Consider the following 19,989-nt stretch of genomic DNA (forward strand, 5'->3'; position numbering starts at 1 on the left):
CGTGCCCAGCCCCATCGACGTCTCAGCCGAAGAACAGCTCCGTCTCCTCCGGGCCGAATTCTCGGCGCTTCGCCACTCCGCCGCGGGCCTGTCCGTTCGAGCCGAGTCGCTGGCCCGAGAAGTGGAGCACCTGAAGGCGCAGCAGCGCCGAGACCAGAGACTCCTCGCAGAACTCCGAGGCTCGACGATCTGGAAGACCACGGCGCCAGTCAGGCGTGCCCGCCTTCGCCTGCGGGCCCTCGTCGCCGCGGTTCGGCGATGACCCGCCCCACTCCCGCGATGCGTCTGGCCGCCGACGCCACGATCATCTCCGACACCCTCCCTCGCACGGGTCTCAGCCGCGTCGCAGTGATCGCGAGCTACGCGGCGACTCTCCGGGTGTCGCGGTCACTCGCGACGCTGGTGACCGAGTTCGAGTCCGGTGGATACGAGGTCGTGGTCGTGCGTGCCGGCGACGTTCAGGGTGAGCTGCTCTGGCCCGACTGGTTCGACGGACATCCGACCGTCGTCGTCAAGCCCAACCGTGGATACGACTTCGGATCCTGGGCGACCGCGTTGACGCTGTTCCCTGTGATCCACACCGTTCCGCTGGTCATCCTCACCAACGACAGCCTCGTAGGGCCCTTCGCCTCGCTCGCTCCCACGCTCGACGCATTCGAGAAGTCGACCAGCGACGTGTGGGGAATCACCCACACCGAGGAGATCGCACCGCATCTGCAGAGCTACTGGCTCGGGTTCCGGAACAGGGTTCTCGAGGCGCCGAGCATCCGGCAGTTCTGGTCGCGTGTCGACCACATCGACGACAAGGACGAGATTGTTCTGACCTACGAGATCGGTTTCAGCAAGCTGCTGCGTTCAGAGGGGTTCGTCTCCGAACCCCTGCTCGACACGCCTGCGCTGGTCTGGGCCAATCAGAACCCCACGACGGTGGGCTGGTTCCACATGATGAGACTGGGCTTTCCCTTCGTGAAGTCGATGCTCGTGAAGAATGCCGACCTGTTCCATCTCAATCGGGACATCGACGACGCCGTGGAGCTGCTCTACGGACAGAACCTGCGGGAGTGGATGTGACGAACGCCCAGAATGCGAAGACCGGCTCGCGGGCGTTGCTGCTGAGACTCAGGCGCCTCCTCGGGCGAACGCGCCGGGGAGTCGGTCGGCGCCTGATCCAGGTCGGCAACCGTGTCGGGGGAGGCGGCGCCGTCGCGCCGTCCATCCACGCGGACTTCCGCTCCCGTACCCTCGATCAGTGGTCGCTCGGACGCAAGACCTCCTTCGGCTCGGCGATTCAGGCCGGGTGGGTACGCGAGACGCCTGTCATCGACGAGCCGGCCCCCACGGTCGTGGTCGTCCACATGCGCGAGGCCGGGTACGGCGCACATTTGGAGACGGTCCTATCGACGCTCGGCGACGTCGACCTGATCATCATCGATTCGTCGAGCGAAGCCGGCACCCGCGCCTTCGACTCGCTGCCCGCCCGCTCTGTTCGAGTGCTGCGCTTCGGCCCGACGAAGAGCGCGGCCCTCGCGCTCGCGCTCCTGGCAGGAACCGGCTTCCTCGATCCGTACGACGTGGTGATCAGGGTGCGTGACGCATCCGCTCTGACCGACCGGTCGGCATCCGATCTCGGTCATGCTCTCGCCGCGTTCTCCCAGCGATTCGAACTGGGACTGGCGGCCCCCCGCCTGAATCTTCGACGCGCGATGCCGGATGACGCGAGTGCTGCTGGCCTTGCCGCGTGGCTCTGGCGCCTCCAGATGAGCCGCGATCACGACGACTTCGAGTACTCGAGCGGTGCCGTGTCCGTGCAGCGCGGGTTCGTGATCCAAGCGCTGAAATCGTTCCACTTCATCGAGCCGGATTTCGACGAGGCCGGGCCGACGAGCCTTGCCGAGCTCGAGGAGAGCTTCGATCAGCTGCTCGGGTACCTCACCCGCGAGTCCGGGCTCGCGACCGTGGCATTCACCGACCTCGCCGACGTCGACCCGACGACGCGCGTCGACGCGCCTAAGCGGGCTCGCGCTCGCGTCGTGGCCTTCCGCTCCATCGGCCTCGGCGGCAACCGTCCGGCGGTCGAGGCGGGATCGGGCGCGTGGACGGAGATTGCGATCGCACAGCCGCTGTACTCGGGTCATTGGCAACCGAACCTGCCGCTCGACTCGACCTTCGACACGCCTGATTCCCCGCAGACCGTGCGGCACCAGACTGAATTGCTCGAGCAGTACGGCCTCGAGGGATTCGCGTTCCGGGTCACCGCGATGAGCGATTCGAGAGACGGGTTCCACGCCGTCGACGCCTTCCTCAAGAGCGGCACCGATCGGCAGTTCTGCCTGGTCTGGTCGCCCGGCTCAGCGTTCGATTTTCCCGGAAACGAACGTCCGCCGAAGATCACGCAGGGGGAGTCGGCGGCTTTCCTCGAGCGAATCAAGTCGTATCTCGAGCACCCGAGGGCGCTGACGCTGGCATCTCGACCGCTCCTCGTCGTCGAGAAGCCGCACCGGATCGTCGCCTTCGACAAGCTTCTCGACGACGCACGATTCACGGTCCTTCCCGTCGACGACGGAACATCGACCGGCATCGCCCCTCGCAGCGCTGACGGCACGACTCAGGCATCGATTCGACTCGCCGACCCCCTCCGACCCGACTACCGCGGACAGCCGGACGGTCTCGACACGGATCGGCGCTACAACCGGGAGGTCTACAACTACGCGAGCTTTGCCGACCAGCGCATCGCCGACACGTGGACCCTCGAGGAGCACGAGCTGCCTGCGGTGACGGTCGACTACGACTCGACGTCGCTCGAGCGGTTCCACGCGGGCCTTCTTCTCGGAGCGAACCCGTTCACGTTCCACAGGTGGCTCAGCGCCGCCGTCACCGTTCTGGGCGATCGAGAGGTCGGCGAACGACTCGTCTTCGTTCAGGCGTGGAGCGACTGGTTCGTTCGCGCGGCGCTCGAACCCTCCGAGAGGTTCGAGAACTCCTACCTCCTCGCCGTGAGGGCCATCGTCGGCAGGTAGCACCGATGCTGGGCGTGTTGGTCGCGATCACTCGCGGCGAATAGATACGATCTAGGTGGGTTTGCCGGTGCCGGCCCGCCTATGGGGGTGTATCTGCGTTGTCAAGTCGTCGCATTGTCGGGGCTGTACTGACCCTTGTCGTCGGCGCGGTCGTTCTCACCGCGTGCGTTGCGCCGTCGCCTGACGGCGATGCATCGTCCACGCCGACCGTGAGCCAGACTCCGACGACCACGCCGACCGTGCGGCCGACCACGCAGCCCACCAACGACCCCGAGCCGGTGCCGGCCGGTGTCGAACCCGTGCTGGTGATCGCCGCGGCCGATGAGGGCGGCGAGACCGTCTCCGCGAGCGGGTACGTAGCCGGTCTGGTCGAAGACGGCGGCGCCTGCCACTTCGTCTTCGAGGCGAACGGCAAGCAGGCGGCGGCCGACAGCGTCGGCATCCCGGATGTCCGCACGACGTCGTGCGGTCTGGTGCAGGTTCCCATAGATGGTCTCGGAAGCGGATCGTGGAAGATCACGCTCGAATACACGGCGCTCGACGCCAACCTCTACACGTCACTGAGTGAAACGGTCACAGTCCCATGATGCGAATCAAGAACCTCGTTGCGGCCGTCGCCGTCGGCGCGCTGCTCCTCGTCGGGCTTCCGGCCGTGGTGAACACCGAGGTTGCGCAGGCGGCGACGGCGTCGGACTTCAAGCCCGGCAACATCATCAGCGACGCGCAGTTCTACAACGGCGACGCGATGGACGCCTCCTCGGTGCAGAACTTCCTCAACAGCCAGGTGCCGACCTGTCGCAGCAGCTACGCCTGCCTGACGAACTACCGGCAGTCGACGCCGACGATGGCTGCCTCTGCGGGACGGTGCGACACGTACCCGGGCAGCGGCAGCGAATCGGCCGCCGAGATCATCGCCAAGGTCGGCCGTGTTTGCGGAATCAGCCAGAAGGCCATGCTGGTGCTGCTCGAGAAGGAGCAGAGCCTGGTCACGATGTCGAACCCGTCTCAGGGCCGGTTCGAGTCGGCCACGGGCATGGGATGCCCGGACACGGCCCCGTGCGACTCGTCCGTTGCCGGGTTCTTCTATCAGGTGTACTACGCCGCTCGTCAGTTCAAGATCTACTCCACGTCTCCGAACTCGTTCAACCACATCGCCGGGCGCAACAACAATGTGCGATTCAGCCCGAACGCGTCGTGCGGTTCGACGTCGGTCTACATCGAGAACCTCGCGACGGCCGGCCTGTACAACTACACGCCGTACCAGCCGAACGCGGCAGCCCTCAACAACCTCTATGGCTCGGGCGACAGCTGCAGCGCATACGGAAACAGGAACTTCTGGCGCATCTACACCGACTGGTTCGGTTCTACGACGGAGCCGGTCAACCCGGCCGGGTCTGTCGACGAGTTCTCGGTCAGCCTGTCCTCGACGGGAGCCACCCTCACAGTCAGGGGATGGGCGCTCGACCTGAAGTCGAGCTCGAAGGTCATCGAAGCGCACGTCTATCTCACGAAGCCCGACGGTACGACGACGGGAACCCCCCTGCGGGCGGACAAGAGCCGTCCGGACATCGCGAACGCGTACCCGGGGGCCGGGGCGAATCATGGATACCAGACCACCATTCCGGTGTCGGCCGGCGGGTCGTATCAAGCGTGCGTCTATGGAATCGGACTCTCGGGCAACAACAGGCTTCTCGACTGCAAGTCGGTCACCATCGCCCAGAACTACCCGCAGGGGGTCGTCGACGGCATAGACGTCACCGGCAAGGGTGCGAGCACCGCCTTCGCCGTGCGCGGTTGGACATTCGATCCCAACATCGCTTCGACGTCGATCGAGGCGCATGTCTACATCACCTACCCCGACGGCACGCGCAGGGGCACGGCGCTGAGGGCCAACCAGGCCCGGCCGGATATCGCCGCCGCCTACCCCGCGGCTGGAGCCAACCACGGTTTCTCCTCGACGTTCCCGATCAGTCAGGGAGGCACGTACGAGGTCTGCGTCTTCGGCATCGGAACATACTGGTCTAACAAGGGCGCGAATGCTGTCCTCGGATGCAAGACGTTCAATCTGCCGTCTGCCTATCCGCTCGGCACGGTTGATTCGGCCGCCCTCGTTCAGGATGAAAAGTCGGCGAACATCGCCATCGCGGGCTGGGCATTCGACACTGGTGCGCTCAACACGGCCATTCCCGTTCACGTCTACCTGACGAAGCCTGATGGCACGACGAGCGGATACCCGTTCGTGGCGAACAAGCAGCGAGATGACGTCAACAGGGTCTACGGCAGCGGAGCGAATCACGGTTTCTCAGAGGTCATTCCGATCACCGTTCCCGGTGTCTACAAAGCGTGCGTATTCGGCATCGCCGTGTCGCCGCTGAGCGATGGGAAGAACGCCCTGTTCTTGTGTACGACCATCGACGCTTCGGCAGCGAACCCGATCGGTTCGTTCGACAGTGCCACGGTTGTGAAGGCCGGGGACGGCACAGGGGCACTGACCGTGTCCGGATGGTCCATAGACCAGCAGGTCCCAGCGATGTCCACGCAGGTTCACGTCTACGTCACCGGCCCCGACGGGGTTCAGCGCGGAACGGCTCTCGTCGCCAACAAAACGCGCGCCGACGTCGGACGGGTCTATCCGGGTACGGGAACGACTCACGGCTTCAGCGACACGCTGACTCTCACCCAGCCCGGGACCTACAGCGTGTGCGCATTCGCAATCGGAACGGCGAAGCTGAATGCGGGTCGCAACACCCTGATGTCCTGCAAGTCCGTCACCTACTAGCCCGCTCGGTAGGCAGGCCCGCCGAGCGTCAGTTCTTCGTTCGGACGGCGCTGAGAGCGAGATAGCCCATTCGGGCTATCTCGCGCCGGGTCTTGGTGATCGCGTCGAGGACGAACCCGAACGTGGTCACGACAACACCGAGTACGACGATCGAGGACGAGAGGAACGCGGTCGGGAACCGGGGCACGAGTCCCGTCTGCACGAAGTCGATGATCACAGGGATGCCCAGAATCAGGGCGGTCACGAAGAGCAGGAGTCCGATGGCCGAATGGAATGCCAGGGGGCGTTCGTGTCTGATCAGCTGAAGGATGAGTCCGAGGATCTTGAAGCCGTCTCGGTAGGTACTGAGCTTGCTCTCGCTGCCCTCGGGTCGGTCCTTGAATCCGACCTTGACCTCCGTGCTGGGAATCCGCAAGCTCATGCAGTGCACGGTCAATTCGGTCTCGATCTCGAACTCGCGCGAGACCGCGGGGAAGGACTTCACGAACCGCCGGGAGAAGATGCGGTAGCCGCTGAGCATGTCGTTGACGGGCGTGCCGAACACGCTGCTCACGAATCGGTTGAATGCTTTGTTGCCGGCCTCGTGACCGGCTCGATAGGCGGTCTCGGTGATCTGCTCCCGCACCCCGAGCACATGATCGAAGGGACCGGAGACAAGGGTGTCGATCATCTGTGGCGCCGCGAACGCGTCGTAGGTGTCGTCGCCGTCGATCAGGAGGTAGATGTCCGCCTCGATGTCGGCGAAGGCGCGGCGGACAACGTTCCCCTTGCCCTTCAAGTTCTCGTACCGAACGATGGCGCCTGCAGCACGCGCTACCTCATCGGTGCCGTCGCTCGAACGGTTGTCGTAGACGTAGACGGTGACGCCGGGGATGGCGGCTTTGAGATCGGAGACGACCTTTCCGACGGCGGCGACCTCGTTGTGGCACGGGACGATCGCGGCGATAGAATACGTTTCGGCGGTCATGGCTGGGCTCCACTGGTGGTCTTGCGGTCGGATGGCACGACGATGAAGGCCGATGTGCCTCCGCAACCATAACGCAACACCCACGATCGGATTCCGAACTGAACGACGCGCCACGCCCCGCCCGCCCCGGGCGCCTGAGGCAACATCTGAACAGGGGGCTTCTCTTCCTCCTCATCGGCGGCGTAGGTTTCGTCGTCGATGCGGCCACCTTCAACGGTCTGGTCTACTGGAACGGTTCGGGACCCCTTTTCGAGCAGCCCCTTCTGGCCAAGATCATCGCCATCCTGGTTGCGACCCTTGTCACGTATTTCGGGAACTCCTGGTTGACCTACCGCGATAGAAAGGCGCCTCGCACGGCGCGTCAGCTGCTTCTCTACGCAGTACTGAACGGGGTCGCCATACTCATCCAGCTGGGGTGTCTGGGCTTCTCCAGGTACGTGCTTCAGCTGGCCGACCCCGTTGCCGACAACATCTCGGGCACGCTCGTCGGGCAGGCCCTGGCAACGATCTTCCGCTATCTCACCTACGCGCGGTGGGTGTTTCCTGCAGAGCGTGATTCCGAGAGATGACCGCGGGCTCGGAGGCCTACCGCGGAGTCTGCGGCTGCACTGCGTAGATTCGAAGAACCGAATTGCCCTGTGTGAATTCATCGAGAGGCTCGAGGCACGGCTGATTCAGCGGTTCGCCGTCTGACAGCACGAAGTCGACGTGTTCCTGTGCGAATGAGGAGCAGGAGTCGAAGGTGACAACGATCTGATCGCGGGCCGGGTTGGAGACGGTGGGGGCGCCCGTGCCCGGCACCCAGCTGATGTTCGCGAGACGATTCCAGTTCTCTTCGAACCGGCCCGAGGGGTCGATCTGCTTCCACATCGTGTCATTCGGGTAGGTCTGCACGCCGTTGTACGCGTGAACACCGCTCTCCAAAAGCACCGCCGTGGGTGCGGGGAACCCGACACCGACCCAATTCGCCTCGGGGTCGGTCTGGCCGATGACGTCGACGGCGCGGCCAGCCGAGGTGTCTTCGGCGAGATCGAAGACACCCCGGTAGAGAGGGTTCACCTGCGCGCCGACGATGAGTGTGGCGAGCAGCAGCGCAAAGGCGCCCCATCCCGCGGCGCGACGAGATATGAGTACAACACCCATGGCGAGCAGGATTGTGGCGAGGACCGCCCATCTGGAATCGGCGATGTGCGACCCGGCCTCGCGCAGAGCGAACCATACGAGCCCGCTCGCCGCGACGACCGAGAGACCTGTGGCGACGGTTGTCGGCCAGCCGATCCGGATCTTCTCCGTTTCGAGCCGAGACACGATCGTCGCGACCGCGACGGGGGCCAGGATGGCGAAGACCAGGCGCAACCGTCCGTTGGTCGATCGATCGAGCAGGGTCACATGGGCGATGACATCCCAGCCGGGAATCACGTAGAAGGCCAACACCACGAGCTGCAGGCACACCAGAGCGAGTGCCAGCCAGTCGACCGACTTGGACCGACGGTAGCGGCGCCACACGAGCCAGAGGAGCGGGATGCACAAAAACACGCTGGTCATCATCGCCGTGGCTGCTTCGGAGGAATTGGGTCCGAGGATGTCGAACGTGTTCGACTGAAGCGGTTTCTGGAAGGGGCCGCTGAAGAGCGAGATGAGCTCGTTGAATGTCAGTGCCCCCGTGCTCTGCAGCCGCTGGCCCGGATAGACGGTCGCGAAAAGCGCCTTGATGGTCTCGATACGCGTGAGTATCCAGATGACCATGACGGCCGCCGCGGCGACCGCCGCCGCCAGGAGAGGGAGAAGGGTTCGCACGGTCTGAGCCCAGGACAGTCCCTGGGTCCGTCGTTCCATGAGCACGAACCCGATCGTGAATGCCACCAAGGCGAGTGCCGCAGGAACCATGAACGGCGCGTAGATGCTCATCGCCATCGCGATGGCCACGTAGCCTGTCGCCGCTGCCCAACCGAGTCGGGCGAGTCTCGATCGGCTTCGATACGCCCAGATCACCGCTGTCATACCCGTGAACGCGAAAGCGACGGGGAGAATCGTCGTCGGCAGAAACCACCACTGGATGATCGGCTGGAAAAGCACCGTCAGCGCGAGGAATGCAGCACTGAACGGGCGCCGGGGCAGGAGTGACACGACGAACACGTAAGCCGAGATGATCAGCATCAGCGCGGGAATCCACCACCGCAGGGCCATTCCCTGGTCGAGCGGCAGGAACAGGAATCCCAGAACATGGGGTCGGAAGAGACTCGACCAGTCCCACGTCGGCAGGTCGTTCTGCACTGTCGCGTCCATGCCACCAGGAAGCGTCTGGTTGAAGACCGGGAAGCCCTGCTCCGTTTGCGACACGACCCAGCTCGACTGGACGAGCCATTCGTCGCTGCGGATCAACTGCGGGGTTCCGAGCAGCAGATCCGGATCGGAGCCCGTTCCGAAGATGTTCCAGTATGCACCGGTGGAGGAGCCCGAGATGCCCAGAAGGACGAACACGGCTACGGTCACGAAGGCCAGGATGGGAAACGCCAGGAGCACCGGAACGCTGGGCAGACCGGACTCGCGCGGCGTGGTGATGCGAATTAAACTCTTCAGCATAATGTCGTAACGGCTGGGTCGATCGGTCATTTGCTTGCCCCCCGGCTCTCGGACGGAGCCTCGACCCCGTTCGCGGAATCAGGCTCTTCGTAGAGCGCTCGCTGCGCGTCGACTGCCTCGGCGAGAACAGTACGACCGTCGGCCCGATGGTGCCCGTAGACCCAGAACCGGTAGAACGCGAAACGGAACACGGTGCCCAGACCGAGGCCGATCACATTGCTCGAGATGTTGTCGGCCAGCAGACTGTCGAAGCCGAGCACGTAGTGGCTGATATACAGGCAGGCCAGCCCGATGAGCATCCCACCGAGTGACACGGCGACGTACTCGAGGAACTCGAGGATGAAGTTCTTGCGGCGATGATTCCGGAAAGTCCAGTACCGGTTGCCGATCCAGTTGACGATGATGGCGATCGACACGCTCGCTATCTTGGCCCCGATCGGCGACTGCCAGAAGTGATCCTCGCCGGCGACACCCACGCGCAGAAGGTTGAAGACGCCGACGTCGACGACGAATCCGATGAGGCCGACGACGCCGAACTTCACACCGTAGGAGAGAACGCGAGTCCAGAGGTCGGCGGCGACGGTCACTATCCGATGTGGCAAGGTCGTTCCGGTTCTTCTCGTGTTGTCGAACGGCGACCGTGGCCCGATCGTCGGTTTCTCAGTGTAGATGGGGTGCTGCACATCGACGGGCGATCCCGCGCCTGATGCGCGGGAGTGGCGCTCGTCGAACCTCATGTGAGAATGCTCTCTGTGTCTATGAGCAGAGTGGCCGATCCGCGCGCCGAGGCCGGAGCGGCAGACCGGCTCCCTCCTCACGTCGCGCTGCTGCGCAATGATGCGGTCATCACGGTTGCCGTCGCCATTGCAGCCGCTCTCCTGTGCCTCGGTCGGTTGCCCGCTGGAGTCCGGGGCGTCCTCTGGGCAGAAGACGGACGGAACTTTCTCGAGGACCGTCTTCGGCTCGGGCCGTGGAACGCAGTCTTCGACGTCTACGAAGGCTACGTCCACATCGTTCCTCGGCTCTTGACCGACGTCGCGGTGTCTGCATTTCCGATAGATCGTTTCGCCGAGACGGCGGCATTGCTGGCGTCCCTGACATTCGGCGTCATCGCGGGTCTGGTGTACGTGTGCAGCCGGGATCTGATTCGAAGCCGGGCATTCCGGGTACTGCTCGCGATGATCACTGTCCTGGCCCCGGTGCTGCCGCTTGAAATTCTGGGCAATTTCGCCAACGTGCACTGGGGCTTCCTCTGGCTCGCCCCATGGCTGCTTCTCTACAGGCCGAGAACCTGGATAGGCGCATCTGCGCTCGGTATCGTCGCACTGGTCGGGGGACTCACCGAGATTCAGATGCTTCTGTTCCTGCCTCTCGCGATCGTCCACGTGAAGTGGCCGAAGGCCTGGCTTGTCGCAGTGGCGACCGCGATCGGCGTCGCCGTGCAGATCGTGGCGACGGTCACGAGTCCGAGAACTCCCAACGTGGAGATCAAGCCAGGCCCGCTCGACATCGCGGTGGGGTATGTCGAGCTTCCGATCCTCGGGGCCTTCGAGGGGCATTCGGCTCGGATACAGAGCGCGCTCCTCGAGGGCGGCTTCGGGGTCGCCATCATCAACGCGCTCGTCGCGATCGTTGTCATCGGCTTCGCACTGACTCCGGTCTTCACGGCGACGGGTCTCAACCGATTCGTGCCCGTCATCCTGGTCGGAGCTTCGTTGATCGCCTGGGGGGCTGCCCTCTGGCTGAACCCCGGCCCCACATGGCAGTATGCCGACCTCGATTCCGAGACCTTGCAGGGATTCAGGATCACGCGGTACGTCGCTGTTCCCTCGATGCTGCTGCTCGGGGCAGTCGTCGTGGCGGCTGCACAGGCGTTCCATAGAGGCGGCCGCGCTCGGTTCGTGGCGGGACTCGCCATAGGGATCGTGGCCATGGGCTTCATCGGCAGCTATCACCTGGACGCCATCAGACGTGACGGCGGGCCCCAGTGGTCGACGTCGATCGACCAGGCACGAAACACATGCGAGAGTGGACTCGTTCCGGCACCGATCGAGATCGCCCCTCCGACGTGGACGGTCGACATCACGTGCGATGACATCGAGCAAAACCGGTGACCGCGCTCGTGATCCTGCCGACCTTCAACGAGGCCGGCAACCTCGACTGGATCCTCGACCGGCTTGCCGCATCCGTCCCCGCCGCTCACGTTCTGGTCGTCGACGACGCCAGTTCGGACGGCACCGGCGATCTGGCCGACCGTCGGGCAGCCGACGACCCGCGTGTCCATGTCATCCATCGTGCGGGCAAACTCGGGCTGGGCTCGGCGTACATCGCCGGGTTCGGCTGGGGCATCGAGCACGGGTTCGACACGCTGGTCGAGATGGATGCCGACGGCTCGCATCCGCCGGAGTCGCTGCCGGCCATGCTGGCCCTTCACGAGGGCGGGCGGGCCGATCTGGTGATCGGGTCGCGGTGGGTGCCCGGCGGATCGGTCGTGAACTGGCCGCGCAGCCGCCAGCTGCTGAGTCGGGCGGGCAACGCCTATGCCCGGTTCATGCTGCGACTGGCGGTGAAGGACGTGACGGCCGGATTCCGCGTCTACTCTGCGTCGGACATCGCGGCAATGGATCTCGACGGAGTCGACTCGAAGGGCTATTGCTTTCAAGTCGACATGACGCTCCGGCTCCTCGACGCGGGCGGTCGGGTCGTAGAGCACCCGATCGAGTTCCGAGAACGTGAGCGCGGCGAATCGAAGATGAGTCGCGCGATCGTGGTCGAGGCGATGATGCGGGTCACACTCTGGGGCGTGCAGCGGCCTTTCCGCCGTGCAGCGCCGCCGCGCTCCTAAGCGCCGGCCCGAGGCAGCTCCACGGTCGGCGGCTTCAACGCGAGCCCCTGTCGCCAGCTGAGCGAGTGCGCCGCCTTCACCATGCACATCACGAAGAACATCCACCCGTACTCCACGAGCATGGCGCTCTCCGCGGCGCTCGTCACGAGCAGCACGATGAGGATGAGCGCCGGCCACATGTAGATGACGCTCTTCTTCGACGTGGCCAGAATCCAGGAGCGCACCAGCGCCAGTCCCACCATGCCCACGAAGATCGCGAGGCCGATCAGCCCGACCTGGAAGTAGACGTCGATGAAGGCGTTCAGCCCCGACGTGTGCTGCCGGTTCCCCACGAAGTCGAGGGCGAAGAACGGCGACACATTGGGCCGCCACAGGCCCACCCAGCCCCAGCCCTCGAGCTGGTTGTAGTCGATCAGGTTCGACAGCTGGTTCCAGATCTCGAGCCTGTAGGTGAACTCGGCCCGAGCGCCGACGATGGCGAGGATGCGCGTGCGCACGAAGTAGGCGCTGATCGTTCCGATCACCAGGATGACCAGCATTCCGATCTGCAGGCTGCGGCGCAGCTCGGGCCTCGCCCGGCGCAGCGCGAGAACGGCCAGCGCGGCCACGAGCACGATCACGGCGACGCCCAGCGAGATGGGGGAGCGGGAGCCGATGAGAAGCACCCCGGCCAGAATGATCGAGTACAGGCTCAGGCCGCGTTGCACCGACCGCGTGTTGCGCTCGACCAGAAAAGTGACGAGCGCGATCAGGGCGATGAAGCCCAGCATGTTGCGCGATCCGAAGATGCCCTGCAGTGGCCCGCCGTCGTCGAGGTTGCCCTGGATGCGCAGGAACGCGATCGGCAGATCGAGCAGCAGGCCCGACAGGATCTCGAGCGCCAGCGACGCCGTCAGCAGCACGCGCATGACATCGCCGACCGCCCGCACGATCTGGATGAGATCGCGCACGAGCGCGACGTACAGCGCCAGGAACGAGAACGTGAGCTGGTAGACGACGCCCGTGATGCTCGATGCCTGGTACCTGCTCCACACGATCGTGATGGCGCACCAGCCCAGAAAGACGAGGAGCGACAGGGGCAGCACGCCGTGCCAGTCGAGATCCTTGCGGCGGGCCACCAGGGAGACGGTCGCGAGCACGACGAGGGTGCTCAGGATGCCGACCAGCCCGGCCCAGCCCATCGTCGCCTTGATGACGTGCACGGAGAGCGCCGATCCGATGGCGGCCACCGACAGCACGGCCGAGAACCGCGGCGAGCCGAAGATCGCGGCGACCACCGCCCATCCGGGGTGCTCGGAGATCCTCACCTCGCGAGGCCGACCCGTCGCAGCCGCACCGGCGCGTCCGATTCGACGGGGCCGCCGTCGGGCACGGTCAGATCGATTCCGGTGGCGCCCACGTCGAGTCGGGTCTTCAGCGCCATCAGCGCCAGGAGCGCGAACCCGCCTTCGACGAGCATGCGCGATTCGACGAACGACTGGGCGACCAGGAGCGTGAGGATGAGGGCCGGGAGCAAAGTGACCGGAACGAACGGAACGGCCGTACCCCGGGCATCCAGTTGCTCATCGACCGCGAACCACCACGACCGCCAGCACGCGCCGACGACCGCCCCGATGAACAGCACGAGGCCCACGATGCCGAGCTGCAGCCACACGTCGAGCCAGGCGTTGTGCGCCTGAAGGTAGGTCACGCCCTTGCGCTCGGCGAGGTGGGTGAACGGCTCGACCCAGGGCACCCAGTAGCTGACCCAGCCCCAGCCGAACGCTGGACGCTGCTGGGCGAGCCCGGTCACGGCGTTCCAGATGTCGAGGCGACCCGTGAGGTCGGAGCTCTTGCCGAAGAGCCGCAGGATCTGCGACGAGAACGCTCCCACCAGAACCGCGATCGCGGCGATGCCGGCAGCGCTCGAGACGAGAACGACCCGGCGCTGCCTCGCGTTCGACCGTCGCATCAGAATCAGGATGCCTGCGGCTGCGGCCACGACGACGAGCACGGCGATGGCCGTGGTCGAGCGGGTGAGCGCCAGTGTGGCGACCGCCACGGCGAACCACGAGTAGGAGCGTGCACGGCCCAGCGACCTCGACGTGAACTCGAGGAAGAGGCAGACGAGCGCGATCACGGCGACGAACGCCAGCAGGTTGCGGTTGCCGACGATGCCCTGGATGGGGTCTCCCGTGAAGAGATGAGCCTGGCTCCAGAAGAAGGCGTCGGGCAGCTTTCCGCTGCCGTAGTCGACCCAGAACGGAATGATCGGGCGGCGCACGAACACGGCCACGACGAACTCGAAGAGCAGTGACAGGCCGAGGATCCAGCGGGTCGCGCGGCCGAGGGCGGTGAGGATGCGCGGCCACGACATCGAGGTGGCGAAGAAGATCGCCGCGATCACGGGGCCCGCCTGGGCGACCAGGCCGAGGAGCGTGGCCCCGGGGTAGAAGGACCACGTGATCGAGATGATCGCGAGGGCGAGGAACGCAGTGAGACCGAGCGGGACCCGACGGGGGGTGAGCTGGCGCCATCCCTTGTCACGGGTGATGAGCACCACCAGCGTGATGACGATCGCGAGGCAGAGGGCGGCGAATCCGTACCAGCCGATGAGGTTGCGCCAGAAGTCGCCGGCGAGAAGCGTGAAGAACGTGAGCACGGCCAGCGTGGAGCGGCCGGTGCTGGTCACGGAGTTCATAGAGGCAAGACTACCGATGCTCGTTCCCTGAGCTTGTCGAAGGGATGTGCCCTTAGACAAGCTCAGGGAACGAGGTGTTACACGAAGGCGGCGAAGCCCGTGAGCGCGCGACCCACGATGAGCGTGTTCATCTCGCGTGTTCCCTCGTACGAGTACAGCGCCTCCGCGTCGGCGAAGTGCCGCGCGACGTCGTAGTCGAGCACGATTCCGTTGCCGCCGAGCGCCTCGCGGCACCACGCGACCGTCTCGCGCATCCGGGCCGTGGCATACGCCTTGGCGAGCGCCGAGTGCTCGTCGCGCTGGATGCCCTGATCGAGCATCTGCGAGACGCGCACGACCATGCCGAGGCTGGCCGTGATGTTGCCGATCGACTTCACGAGCAGGTCCTGGATCAGCTGGTGCGACGCGATCGGCTTGCCGAACTGCACGCGCTCCTTCGTGTACCGCAGGGCGGCCTCGTAGGCGCCGATCGAGTTGCCGACCGCGGCCCAGGCGACCTCGGCGCGGGTGAGGCGCAGCACCTTGGCGGTGTCGCGGAACGAGTTCGCGTTCTGAAGGCGCAGCGACTCGGGGATGCGCACGTCGGTGAGCGTGATGTCGGCGTTCTGCACGATGCGAAGGCTCTGCTTGTTCTCAATCTTCGTGGCGACGTAGCCGTCGGTGTCCGTGGGAACGATGAAGCCCTTCACCTGGTTGTCGGCCGTGTCCTTGGCCCAGATCACCGTGATGTCGCTGAAGGTCGCGTGCCCGATCCAGCGCTTCTCGCCGTTCAGCACCCACTCGTCGCCGTCGCGCGTAGCCGTGGTCTTGAGGCCCTGGGCGGAGTCCGAGCCCGAGGTGGGCTCGGTGAGGCCGAACGCGCCGACGATCTCTCCCGCCGCCATCCGGGGCAGCCACTCTGCGCGCTGCTCATCGGAACCCGTGACGCTGATGGCGCCCATGGCGAGTCCGTTCTGCACGCCCACGTGGGTGGCGACGGATGCGTCGATGCGGCCGAGTTCGAGGGCGACGAAGCCGCGGAAGACGGCTGAATTCTCGAACGGCTTCGTCTCGTCCCAGCCGAAGCGGTAGACGTCGAGGTCGGCGAGGCCCTTGACGATCTCGTGCGGGAACGTCGCCTTCTCCCAGTGCCCGTTGACGACCGGCTTGACCTCGTTCTCGAGGTAGCGGCGGATGCCGGCGAGGGCATCCTTCTCCTGGTCGGTCAGCATCGACTCGTAGCCGTAGAAGTCGCTCGCGAGAGGTTCCAATGACATGTGTGCTCCATTGCTCAGGGGTGTTCGGGTGCAACTCAATCAGCGAGGCCGTCGCCGCTCCAACTGATTGGTAGTTTGGGCTAAGACTCGGCAGGCCGCGCCGGGCGACGTTGTAGGTCGCTCATAATGCTGCCCCCGGGCCGTGCTCCTCGCAGATTTCCCAGAAAGGCGCCCGACGTGTTCGTTGGCATCACCAATACTCCCCGTGACTACTCGTGGGGGTCCACGACGGCGATCGCCGAACTGCTCGGAATCCCGTCGACCGGAGGGCCGCAGGCCGAGCTCTGGCTGGGAGCGCACCCCGGATCCCCGGCGCGCATCATCGACGGATCCATGCGTCATGGCGTCGATGACCTCGCCGAGTGGATCGCGGATGACAGGGAGGTGGCCATCGGGGGGCACGCGCAGCTGCCGTTCCTGCTGAAGATCCTCGCCGCCGACGGGCCGCTGTCGTTGCAGGCGCATCCCTCGCTGGAGCGGGCCCGGCAGGGGTTCGACGCCGAGAACGCCGCGGGCATCCCGCTCGACGCCCCCAATCGCAATTACAAGGACCCGCTGCACAAGCCCGAGGTCATCGTCGCCCTGAGCGAGACCTTCGACGCCCTGTGCGGGTTCCGGCCCGTGGCCGAGATCCGCGACATCGTCGCGCTGCTCGAGAAGTGGGACACAGAATCGGATGCCCCGGCGCCGGCCGTTCTCGCCCCTCTCGCCGCGCGGGCGCGCGCCGACGGAGACGACGGCGAGATTCTCCGCTCGCTGGTGGAATGGCTGCTGGGTGGTTCTGAGGAGGTCGCGGCGCTCGTGAGCCGGGTCTCAGCGCTCGCGGAGGAGAACGAGCCCGCGGCAGCGGGGGAGTATGCGGCGTCGCTGCAGACCGTGCGCGACCTGGCGGTCGAGTACCCCGGAGATCCGGGGATCGTCACCTCCCTGCTGCTCAACAGAGTGACCCTCTCGGCCGGCGAGGCGCTGTATCTGCCGGCCGGCAACATCCATGCGTACCTGGAGGGGCTCGGCGTCGAGCTGATGGCGGCCTCCGACAACGTGCTGCGGGGCGGCCTCACGCCGAAGTACATCGACGTGCCAGAGCTGCTGTCGGTGCTCGACTTCGAATCGCTGCCCGTTCCGTACCTGCGACCCACGTTCCCCTCGGAGGGTGTGGAGGAGTTCCGGCCGGGCGTGCCCGACTTCGTGCTGGTGCGCATCCATACCCGGCTCAACGAGCGCGCGGCGTATCGGCCCGATGGCGCGGCGATCGCGATCTGCACGGCAGGGTCCTTCGAGATCCACGGCGAACGCAGTGACACGACCCTCGAGCGGGGCCAGTCGGTGTTCATCACGCCTGAGGAGGGTGCGATCACGTTCACGGGAGTGGGCACGGTCTTCTTGGCGGCTCCGGGCGCTCCCGCCTAGCAGCATCGGTCCTCGGCGACCCAACCGGTCCAACTGAGGACATTGTGCATTGGGCCGCGGCGTAGTCCCTGCTTCCCGGGGAACCTTCGCGGACGAAATGAGATTTGTCCTCAGTTGGCGCCACGTCGAAAGTCTCTGAGCTCTTTCGCCTCTGACACGGTGCGACGAATGACCGCGAGCGTCTCCGGCCACAACTGATGGATGTGTCTGGGCAGGATGCGGAGGCTCGGCAGACCTGCTCCGAACGAGGCGAGCACCTTATCGAAATCCCACGAGATCTGCGCATCGTCGCTATGCCATTGCCGGCTGTCGACATCGAGTGGGAGGACGCCATCGATCAGGAGGTCGAAGGGGCTCGTGCCAGGAAGAGGGAACTGCGTCTCCACCACGAAACCGGCTCGACGAAGACGCACGCGAACGATCGTTTCATTGCCCGAGTCTGCGGCGGGATCGATCTCTGCCCGAAGGTGCTGCAGTCGGCGGGGAAGGTGTCTGAAGAGGAGACCGACCTGGTCAGCCGTCACGAACCCTGTCCGCAGCGCGGAGTCGATGCTCGCGATCGCATGCTCTTCGCTCTGGCACAGTACGGCTTGGCGCAGCGATACGAGAGGCGGCATGAGCCAGTCGCGATGATTCGACGGCCCGGTGGAGAGATCCGGCGTGGCCGAACGCTGCCAGTGAACGCGAGGAACTCCCGGATCTGCAACGAAGTTCGTATCGGACCGAGGTGTTTCGGCAGGTCGACCGACGCGTGAGGCGTCAGCCGTGTGCAGGTCGTGCGCACCGCGGCGAACGCAAACGTGTAGTCGCGTGTCGAGGCCCGCCCATACCCGGTTTCTGCGCAAGGCCGACAGGCAGGCGACCTTGCCGCCGAGACGGACCGCGCGTCTTTGATCGAGATCGGCCTCGGCTATTGCGTAGATGCCTCGACGGATCGGCTGGAGAATGCGGTCAGATCGGGCTCGGTCGATCATAGGCAATTCCGCTCCGAGGGAAGTGAGGGTGCGCCGTGATGCGATTCCCCCCGACATGAGCATGAGGCCGCGAATGCGCGAGTGATCTCCGACCATGGTTCGAGCGTGGCGTTACCCGGATGAACGTGGGACGGACTGGAGAGTTCTGTGAGTCCTTCGTGAGCTCACATCCCTGGGAGGGAGGAGTCGACGGCTGATACTCCCGTGCGACCTCGCCAACTGAGGACATTCCTCGCTGGACCCTGGAAAGAGCGCCAGGTTGACGGGGCAGTGTGCGGCGCAGGAGCAGTTTGTCCTCAATTAGCGCTCGGCGTAGGGCCCAGCACTGACTGTCAGCCCACGAGTTCTCTCACGCAAAAGGTGCGTCGGTAGTTGGCCGGTGTCGTCTGGAGCGTCTTCACGAAGTGGTGCCGCATCACGGCGGCCGAGCCGAAGCCCGTCTCGGCGGCGACGGCCTCGAGCCCCAGGGTGGTCTCCTCGAGGAGCTGCTGCGCGCGCATGAGGCGCTGCTTGTTCAGCCAGGCCGCCGGCGTCGTGCCCAGATCCGCGCGGAATCGGCGCGCGAAGGTGCGTGAAGACATCAGGGCCTTGCGGGCGAGCTCGTCAACGCTGAGGTCGCGATCGAGGTTCTCGAGCATCCATTCGGTGACGCCCGCGAACGAGTCGCTCGGCTCTGCGGGAAGCGGGGTGGCGATGTACTGGGCCTGGCCGCCCGCGCGCTGAGGGGGCACGACCATGCGACGGGCGATGACGTTCGCGGCGGCGGCGCCCAGCTCGGTGCGAACGAGGTGCAGCGCCGCGTCGATGCCGGCCGAGGTGCCTGCGCCCGTGATGATGTTGCCGTCCTGCACGAACAGCACGTCGGCGTCGACCTCGATCTTCGGGAATTCGCGTGCCAGCCGGTCGGCGTGCATCCAGTGCGTGGTGGCGCGCTTGCCGTCGAGCAGGCCCGACTTCGCCAACGTGAACGCCCCGCTGCACACCGTCAGGATCCAGGCGCCCCGGTCGTTGGCCTCGTGCAGCACCCTCAAAACCTCGGGGTGCACTGCGCCCTCGATGATGTGAGCCGGAATGGCGATGAGGTCCGCGTCGGCCGCTGCCGAGAGGTCATTCAAGATCATCATGTCGTAGCCGAGGCTGGTCGGGATGGGGCCGGGTTCTGCGGCGGCGATCGTGAAGTCGAAGACGGGCCCGCCCATGTCGGAGCGATCGATGCCGAAGACCTCGCAGATCACTCCGAACTCGAACGGTGCGACGTGGGGGAGGGCGATGAGCACGACCTTCTTGAGCATGGCTGTTCCTTCACGGGAGGTGTGGCAGTAAAGCGTGGACTGTTGACATTCTTCCATCTGGTGGCGGATATTCGCAATTCGTAGCGTTACTGCCATGATGATTTTTCTCGTTGTTATGGGTGTTCTGTCGGCCGCGGCGATTGTGTGGACGATGCGAGACTGGGTGCGCGATGGGTACCGTCGCAT

General features: G+C 65.3%; 17 protein-coding genes. 9 read left to right on the forward strand and 8 right to left on the reverse strand.

Annotation, left to right across the window (positions count from 1 at the left end):
• Position 1 precedes the first annotated feature (1 nt).
• From QCD70_RS03490 to QCD70_RS03510, 5 genes are all read left to right on the forward strand, one after another.
• Positions 2-262 carry a hypothetical protein gene (locus QCD70_RS03490; RefSeq protein ID WP_301213776.1) on the forward strand — a complete coding sequence of 87 codons (261 nt, stop codon included), beginning with the start codon at positions 2-4 and terminating at the stop codon, positions 260-262.
• Positions 259-1,071 (forward strand): rhamnan synthesis F family protein, encoded by an 813-nt coding sequence (locus tag QCD70_RS03495; RefSeq protein ID WP_301213778.1) that lies wholly within the window; start codon positions 259-261, stop codon positions 1,069-1,071. The genes QCD70_RS03490 and QCD70_RS03495 overlap by 4 nt, the downstream gene beginning before the upstream one ends.
• On the forward strand, positions 1,062-3,017 hold the full coding sequence (locus QCD70_RS03500; RefSeq protein WP_301213780.1) for a glycoside hydrolase family 99-like domain-containing protein: 1,956 nt from the start codon (positions 1,062-1,064) through the stop codon (positions 3,015-3,017). Before QCD70_RS03495 ends, QCD70_RS03500 begins: the two co-directional genes overlap by 10 nt.
• A 209-nt stretch (positions 3,018-3,226) precedes the next feature.
• The gene (locus tag QCD70_RS03505; RefSeq protein ID WP_301213781.1) at positions 3,227-3,604 is read left to right on the forward strand and encodes a hypothetical protein; all 378 of its coding nucleotides are present in this window, start codon (positions 3,227-3,229) and stop codon (positions 3,602-3,604) included.
• On the forward strand, positions 3,604-5,796 hold the full coding sequence (locus tag QCD70_RS03510; RefSeq protein WP_301213783.1) for a hypothetical protein: 2,193 nt from the start codon (positions 3,604-3,606) through the stop codon (positions 5,794-5,796). The genes QCD70_RS03505 and QCD70_RS03510 overlap by 1 nt, the downstream gene beginning before the upstream one ends.
• A gap of 28 nt (positions 5,797-5,824) precedes the next feature.
• Here QCD70_RS03510 and QCD70_RS03515 read toward each other — a convergent pair whose 3' ends face one another.
• Positions 5,825-6,763: a glycosyltransferase gene (locus QCD70_RS03515; RefSeq protein WP_301213785.1), complete on the reverse strand. Its 939-nt coding sequence runs from the start codon at positions 6,761-6,763 to the stop codon at positions 5,825-5,827.
• A 173-nt stretch (positions 6,764-6,936) separates the two neighbouring features.
• On the opposite strand from QCD70_RS03515, the gene QCD70_RS03520 reads away from it, so the two are divergent.
• Positions 6,937-7,332 (forward strand): GtrA family protein, encoded by a 396-nt coding sequence (locus QCD70_RS03520; protein ID WP_301213897.1) that lies wholly within the window; start codon positions 6,937-6,939, stop codon positions 7,330-7,332.
• Positions 7,333-7,348: 16 nt separating this feature from the next.
• Here the strand turns inward: QCD70_RS03520 and QCD70_RS03525 are convergent, their stop codons facing one another.
• On the reverse strand, positions 7,349-9,376 hold the full coding sequence (locus QCD70_RS03525) for a DUF7657 domain-containing protein (protein WP_301213787.1): 2,028 nt from the start codon (positions 9,374-9,376) through the stop codon (positions 7,349-7,351).
• The gene (locus QCD70_RS03530) at positions 9,373-9,933 is read right to left on the reverse strand and encodes a GtrA family protein (protein ID WP_301213790.1); all 561 of its coding nucleotides are present in this window, start codon (positions 9,931-9,933) and stop codon (positions 9,373-9,375) included. The genes QCD70_RS03525 and QCD70_RS03530 overlap by 4 nt, the downstream gene beginning before the upstream one ends.
• Positions 9,934-10,098: 165 nt before the next feature.
• Here QCD70_RS03530 and QCD70_RS03535 point away from each other — a divergent pair, with 165 nt between their 5' ends.
• Together QCD70_RS03535 and QCD70_RS03540 are read left to right on the forward strand one after the other, a co-directional pair.
• Entirely contained in the window at positions 10,099-11,460 is a 1,362-nt protein-coding gene (locus QCD70_RS03535; RefSeq protein WP_301213792.1) for a hypothetical protein, read from the forward strand.
• Positions 11,457-12,191 carry a polyprenol monophosphomannose synthase gene (locus QCD70_RS03540; protein ID WP_301213795.1) on the forward strand — a complete coding sequence of 245 codons (735 nt, stop codon included), beginning with the start codon at positions 11,457-11,459 and terminating at the stop codon, positions 12,189-12,191. The genes QCD70_RS03535 and QCD70_RS03540 overlap by 4 nt, the downstream gene beginning before the upstream one ends.
• Here the strand turns inward: QCD70_RS03540 and QCD70_RS03545 are convergent.
• The 3 genes from QCD70_RS03545 to QCD70_RS03555 all read right to left on the reverse strand — a co-directional run bounded on the left by QCD70_RS03545 (position 12,188) and on the right by QCD70_RS03555 (position 16,127).
• Positions 12,188-13,498 (reverse strand): O-antigen ligase family protein, encoded by a 1,311-nt coding sequence (locus tag QCD70_RS03545; protein ID WP_301213798.1) that lies wholly within the window; start codon positions 13,496-13,498, stop codon positions 12,188-12,190. The genes QCD70_RS03540 and QCD70_RS03545 overlap by 4 nt on opposite strands.
• The gene (locus QCD70_RS03550; RefSeq protein WP_301213801.1) at positions 13,495-14,871 is read right to left on the reverse strand and encodes an O-antigen ligase family protein; all 1,377 of its coding nucleotides are present in this window, start codon (positions 14,869-14,871) and stop codon (positions 13,495-13,497) included. The genes QCD70_RS03545 and QCD70_RS03550 overlap by 4 nt, the downstream gene beginning before the upstream one ends.
• A gap of 77 nt (positions 14,872-14,948) precedes the next feature.
• The gene (locus tag QCD70_RS03555; protein WP_301213803.1) at positions 14,949-16,127 is read right to left on the reverse strand and encodes an acyl-CoA dehydrogenase family protein; all 1,179 of its coding nucleotides are present in this window, start codon (positions 16,125-16,127) and stop codon (positions 14,949-14,951) included.
• Positions 16,128-16,304: 177 nt separating this feature from the next.
• Between QCD70_RS03555 and manA the strand changes: the two genes are divergently transcribed.
• On the forward strand, positions 16,305-17,537 hold the full coding sequence (gene manA, locus QCD70_RS03560; protein ID WP_301213804.1) for a mannose-6-phosphate isomerase, class I: 1,233 nt from the start codon (positions 16,305-16,307) through the stop codon (positions 17,535-17,537).
• A gap of 110 nt (positions 17,538-17,647) precedes the next feature.
• On the opposite strand, the gene QCD70_RS03565 is transcribed toward manA, so the two are convergent.
• A complete protein-coding gene (locus QCD70_RS03565; protein WP_301213805.1) occupies positions 17,648-18,511 on the reverse strand; it encodes a hypothetical protein in 864 nt (287 codons plus the stop codon).
• Between the two features lie 332 nt (positions 18,512-18,843).
• A complete protein-coding gene (locus tag QCD70_RS03570; RefSeq protein WP_301213807.1) occupies positions 18,844-19,803 on the reverse strand; it encodes a GlxA family transcriptional regulator in 960 nt (319 codons plus the stop codon).
• Positions 19,804-19,989: the final 186 nt, after the last annotated feature.

It is taken from the genome of Agreia sp. PsM10 (assembly GCF_030433855.1).
Classification (GTDB): domain Bacteria; phylum Actinomycetota; class Actinomycetes; order Actinomycetales; family Microbacteriaceae; genus Agreia.

What these genes read in the sequence shown, in the direction of transcription:
- QCD70_RS03495 (WP_301213778.1), top strand. Translation starts at nt 259, where the DNA reads ATGACCCGCCCCACTCCCGCGATGCGTCTGGCCGCCGACGCCACGATC.
- QCD70_RS03510 (WP_301213783.1), top strand. Translation starts at nt 3,604, where the DNA reads ATGCGAATCAAGAACCTCGTTGCGGCCGTCGCCGTCGGCGCGCTGCTC.
- QCD70_RS03515 (WP_301213785.1), bottom strand. Translation starts at nt 6,763, where the DNA reads ATGACCGCCGAAACGTATTCTATCGCCGCGATCGTCCCGTGCCACAAC.
- QCD70_RS03525 (WP_301213787.1), bottom strand. Translation starts at nt 9,376, where the DNA reads ATGACCGATCGACCCAGCCGTTACGACATTATGCTGAAGAGTTTAATT.
- QCD70_RS03550 (WP_301213801.1), bottom strand. Translation starts at nt 14,871, where the DNA reads ATGAACTCCGTGACCAGCACCGGCCGCTCCACGCTGGCCGTGCTCACG.
- QCD70_RS03555 (WP_301213803.1), bottom strand. Translation starts at nt 16,127, where the DNA reads ATGTCATTGGAACCTCTCGCGAGCGACTTCTACGGCTACGAGTCGATG.
- QCD70_RS03565 (WP_301213805.1), bottom strand. Translation starts at nt 18,511, where the DNA reads ATGATCGACCGAGCCCGATCTGACCGCATTCTCCAGCCGATCCGTCGA.
- QCD70_RS03570 (WP_301213807.1), bottom strand. Translation starts at nt 19,803, where the DNA reads ATGCTCAAGAAGGTCGTGCTCATCGCCCTCCCCCACGTCGCACCGTTC.